Below are 4,135 nucleotides of genomic sequence, written 5' to 3'. Positions count from 1 at the left end.
TCATCAATGCGGCGGAGGATGCTGTCAATCCATCCAAAGCAGAGCGCCTCTTCCACGGCATCATTATATGAAACAGTTCTGACACCGGTATGCTTTTTGAAGAATATGACCCAGATTCCCGGCGAGGACTGATGGTTCTTTTCCAGCCATTGGCGCCATTTAGCGCGGGAGGGAAAATGGAGGGATTTCAGGTCATTCATTCAACACCCAAACCTTTCTGAGAACTCCCGACAGATTCGCCAGAGACTCTGGTCAAGTCTTTCCTCAACCGCTGCGATTATATCCCCGGGGACTTCTCCATAAAAGGCCTGGGCAATTCCCCCGGCAATACAGGCAAGGGTATCGCTGTCCCCGCCCAGAGAGACCGCATTTCGTATGGCGTCCTCAAAGTCGGTCGACTCAAGGAAGCAGATGATTGCCTGAGGGACAGTTCCCTGGCAGGATTCATCAAACTGATAATCAGGTCTGATTTCATCCAGTGTCCGCGAGATATCATATCCAAACCTATCAACTATAAATTCCCGGATACTGTCTTTAGAATCCCCTCTTCGGGCAAGATAGATAGCCGAGGCAACCGCCTGGGCTCCTCGAATCCCGTCCGGGTGATTATGTGTGACTGAGGTGAAATTTACCGCCTCCTTAAGCACCATAGATAGGTCATCGAGAGCGAATCCGACCGGGCTGATTCTCATTGCCGCTCCATTTCCCCAGCTGTTATAAGGCACGGGATTCGGAGAGTTCGCCCAGAGATGGAAACCGGCTCCGTAACTGCAGTGGGGATATCGTTGGTAATATTCTCGCATGGTTTCGCCATATTCGCGCCCATTAAGAATACAGTCAGCCAGCGCTACGGTCAGGACGGTATCATCGGTGAAGCAACTACTCGGAGAGAACAGCGGGAAATCTTTGGTCTTGATACGGTTCCATTCATAGGGAGCGCCGATTATATCACCGGCGATAGCACCCAGCATAAAAATTCCCTCAGCAAAATCTCGAATACTTAGATTAACACCTTCTGCCAGATATATCAAATTAATACGGAGAGGCTGGGATTCGAACCCAGGGACGCCGGTTAAGCGTCAACTGCTTAGCAGGCAGCTGCCTTCGGCCTCTCGGCCACCTCTCCTTATATTGCGAATCTACCGGCGGCGGCAGTCGAAATGCCAATATATGGCATCGTCCGCCAAATTCAAGATTTTTCTAAGAATATATGGAAGAAGTGAAGAAATCAGACTGACGTTTTCGTATTGACCGGCACCGCTTTTTGACTCGATAAGAATCGCCAGTATGCCCGCTCAATAATCAGAGCCACTTCCTGCCCCTTAAACGGCTTGGTAATGTACTCATCCGCTCCGAGGCTGAGCGCCTCTTTGACCGAATAGGCATCGCCATATCCGGTCATCATAATGACTCCGACCTGGGGAAAGCTCTTTTTGATTACCTGCAATAGCTCATAGCCGCTCATGACCGGCATTGAAATATCGGAGACGACCAGGTCAACTTTATTGCTCTTCATATATTCCAGAGCCTCGCGAGCGCCGTCAACCCCTTTAATATTGTAACCTTTGCGCTGCAGCAACTGCTCCAGTACGCTCCGCACCATCGGGTCATCGTCAACAATCAATATGGTGACATTATTTTTCATGCTCTCGACCGCCGGTCGTGGCTTTTTTCCAGAGTGACGATTATCTCGTTGACGAAATCCTTCAGCATCACCGGCTTATATAAGAGCGACGCCGCCCCACGCACCCCGGCTTCTTTGACCAGTTTCTCGGTGGCGTTGCCGGTGACTATGATAATCGGCAGATACGGCTTCATCTCCTTTATGCGCGAAACCGCCTCCACTCCCGCCATTTCCGGCATAATCAGGTCCATGGTCACCAGATCGTAATCGCCCCCCTTGACCTTTTCCAGGGCTTCCAGCCCGTTAACCGCGATATCGACCTCAACCGAGCGGGTTACTTCACAAAATTCTTTGAATACATCCCGCACCCGCGGCTCATCATCAACAACCAGAATCCGAAAAGGCCTTCCCCGCTGCTGAGACATGGTCTCAATCCGAGTCAAGTCAAGATTTTTTACAGTATTCATTGTTTTTGTCATCCTGTACCGGTCCCATCCAGCCTTTCAAGCCTATCTATAGTTATCGACCATTCCCCGCTTCTTCTTAATCTCCCCCACTGTCTTCAAAACGGTCTGGCTCAAACTTAGAATTTCATTCAAAGAGACCTCTATCCGGTCCATTTTTTCATTCTGTGATGGCGGCGTATAGACCATCTTCTCTTCATTGCGAAAAGCCTTAAGCATGGTGGTGATTTCTTTGATGACTTCGACAGAGCCGTTAATCAAACGGGTGAATTCCGGCTCCAGAACAGTCAGCTCCTTGAGGTCGTTCTTGGCTTTAGCCAGGGAGATGGCAAGATTGAGCGCCAGGACTTTGACCTGACCGGCAAGTTCATCAAGCTGCAGATGCCAGTCGGCCGGCAAGTCATCGTTTCTATGTTTTTCTGTATCGGTCATACCATCACCAGTTCCTTGATTTTTTCTCGAAGGGGAGTGATGTCGGATGATTTAAGAATATAGCCGTCGGCGACCCAGGTGTGAAAATCGGCTTTATATGTTGAATAAGCTGAATTTAGAATCACCGGCAGATTGCTGAACGACTCCTTGAATCTTTTGAGAAGTTCCAGCCCGCTGGTCTCTTCCAGCTCAATATCCAGCACCACCAGGTCAAAATGAGCGGCGGCGGCTTTGGCAAGCGCTTCTTCACCGGTGGCCGCTGTCTCCACCTGATACCCTTCCCGCGTGAAAACATCGGAGTATAATTTTCTAATGTGGTCTTCGTCGTCAACCACAAGAAGTTTCTTCATCAGTTCCTCCCTTGTACTGGGGTAATTCGACATAAATTCGGGGAAATTCATTCGGGACATTTTCGATGCCGTAGTTGCCGCCATGATAACGAAGCGTCTCGCCCGCGACAATTATCGACAGTTTCTGCGTTCCGGTGCTGCTTCCAAAAATCTGCTTGAGGGTCTTGATAATCTGCGGTTTTGCCTGGTCGCCCCCGCTGAAATCAATTTTCATTAAGGCTTTTTGCTCCCGTTCCACGGTGGAGATGATGACATTGCAGCCGTCTGTCAGCTCTTCCATGGAAATCAGCATAAACTGCAGCAGGGCGTGCTGAAGCTGGTCCGGATTCCCCCAGACCGGCAGGCGCCTTTCAGTCAGCCGCATCGTCGGAGGGTTATGACGATGTCTCATTTTGGAATTGAGAAGCTCCACGGTGCTGGAGACGAGTTGATTGAAATCTATCAGGCGCGTCTTTGTCCGGCTGGCGCGGGAGAAATCGAGAACGTGATGCAAAACCGTTTCCGCCCGTTTGGTCTCCGCCAGAATGATATTAAGATATTCAGAATTGCCGTCCATGCCCGAGGTTGAAAGCATAAGGTTGGCAAAGCCGCCAATGACGGTCAGGGGGTTGCGCAGTTCATGCGCGATGGAGGAAGTCAATTCCCCGATTACCGACATTTTTTCCACCCGAATCATCTGCTCCTGCGATTCCGCCAATTGCCGATTAATCAGTTCCAGTTCGGCCGCATGCTCCACCAGATTATCATAGAGGCGCGAGCGCTCAATAGCAACGGCCGTATGGTTGGCAAAAGTCTGAAGGAGCTTGACGTCGGACGACGATATTCTCTTGCCGGTAATCTGGTTATCGGCGGCGATTATTCCCAATTTCTTATCTTTGCTGATTATCGGCGCCACAGCAAGATTAACCGTATGCAGACGTCGCATAATCTCACGGGATGGCTCGGGCAGCTCATCGCGCCCGGTGACATTGATGCCCATCCCTTCCTGGAGCGCTCGGCTGAAAAAAGTTTCGGACGCAAGCGGAATTCTCCAACCCGAAATCAGCGAACTGAGCGAATAATTGGAGAGATTCTCCCGGTCGCTGTAGTCTTCCAGCATCTCCTTCAGGCTTTTCTGCTGACGAGACAGCCGCGACCAGATTTCCCCCGCTTCCTCGGGGCTGCTGGGACCGATAGCCACTTTTCCTTCAAGGTAAGCGCCATCGGTATCAATCAGGAAGAGAAAGGCGCGGTTAAAACCGAGTCCCTGATTGGCGGTCACCCCG

Annotated in this window: 7 protein-coding genes and 1 tRNA gene; all 8 read right to left on the bottom strand. The window is 50.7% G+C overall.

The genetic code is table 11. From position 1 onward, the window contains the following. A partial coding sequence (locus AB1690_01710; protein MEW6014015.1) for a hypothetical protein occupies positions 1 to 200 on the bottom strand: 200 nt, incomplete at its 3' end. Continuing rightward, positions 201 to 971 carry an ADP-ribosylglycohydrolase family protein gene (locus AB1690_01705; protein MEW6014014.1) on the bottom strand — a complete coding sequence of 257 codons (771 nt, stop codon included), beginning with the start codon at positions 969 to 971 and terminating at the stop codon, positions 201 to 203. Positions 972 to 1,038: 67 nt separating this feature from the next. Further along, positions 1,039 to 1,126: transfer RNA gene (locus AB1690_01700), tRNA-Ser, on the bottom strand. 102 nt (positions 1,127 to 1,228) lie between these two features. Further along, on the bottom strand, positions 1,229 to 1,645 hold the full coding sequence (locus tag AB1690_01695) for a response regulator (protein MEW6014013.1): 417 nt from the start codon (positions 1,643 to 1,645) through the stop codon (positions 1,229 to 1,231). After that, complete coding sequence (locus AB1690_01690; GenBank protein ID MEW6014012.1) at positions 1,642 to 2,091, bottom strand: response regulator; 450 nt, start codon at positions 2,089 to 2,091, stop codon at positions 1,642 to 1,644. Before AB1690_01690 ends, AB1690_01695 begins: the two co-directional genes overlap by 4 nt. A gap of 42 nt (positions 2,092 to 2,133) precedes the next feature. Further along, positions 2,134 to 2,520, bottom strand: a complete 387-nt coding sequence (locus AB1690_01685; protein MEW6014011.1) for a hypothetical protein — start codon at positions 2,518 to 2,520, stop codon at positions 2,134 to 2,136. Continuing rightward, positions 2,517 to 2,870 (bottom strand): response regulator, encoded by a 354-nt coding sequence (locus tag AB1690_01680; GenBank protein ID MEW6014010.1) that lies wholly within the window; start codon positions 2,868 to 2,870, stop codon positions 2,517 to 2,519. The genes AB1690_01685 and AB1690_01680 overlap by 4 nt, the downstream gene beginning before the upstream one ends. After that, the coding region (locus tag AB1690_01675) for a histidine kinase dimerization/phospho-acceptor domain-containing protein (GenBank protein MEW6014009.1) at positions 2,848 to 4,135 on the bottom strand (1,288 nt) is incomplete at its 5' end. The genes AB1690_01680 and AB1690_01675, both read right to left, overlap by 23 nt.

It is taken from the genome of Candidatus Zixiibacteriota bacterium, assembly GCA_040753495.1.
GTDB lineage: Bacteria > Zixibacteria > MSB-5A5 > GN15 > PGXB01 > DYGG01.
The sequence above is the reverse complement of the archived record's forward strand: the minus strand, read 5'-3'. Positions and strand labels throughout refer to the sequence as shown.

Coding starts and splice junctions, on each gene's coding strand:
- AB1690_01705 (MEW6014014.1), bottom strand. CDS start 971: ATGCTGGGTGCTATCGCCGGTGATATAATCGGCGCTCCCTATGAATGG.
- AB1690_01695 (MEW6014013.1), bottom strand. CDS start 1,645: ATGAAAAATAATGTCACCATATTGATTGTTGACGATGACCCGATGGTG.
- AB1690_01690 (MEW6014012.1), bottom strand. CDS start 2,091: ATGAATACTGTAAAAAATCTTGACTTGACTCGGATTGAGACCATGTCT.
- AB1690_01685 (MEW6014011.1), bottom strand. CDS start 2,520: ATGACCGATACAGAAAAACATAGAAACGATGACTTGCCGGCCGACTGG.
- AB1690_01680 (MEW6014010.1), bottom strand. CDS start 2,870: ATGAAGAAACTTCTTGTGGTTGACGACGAAGACCACATTAGAAAATTA.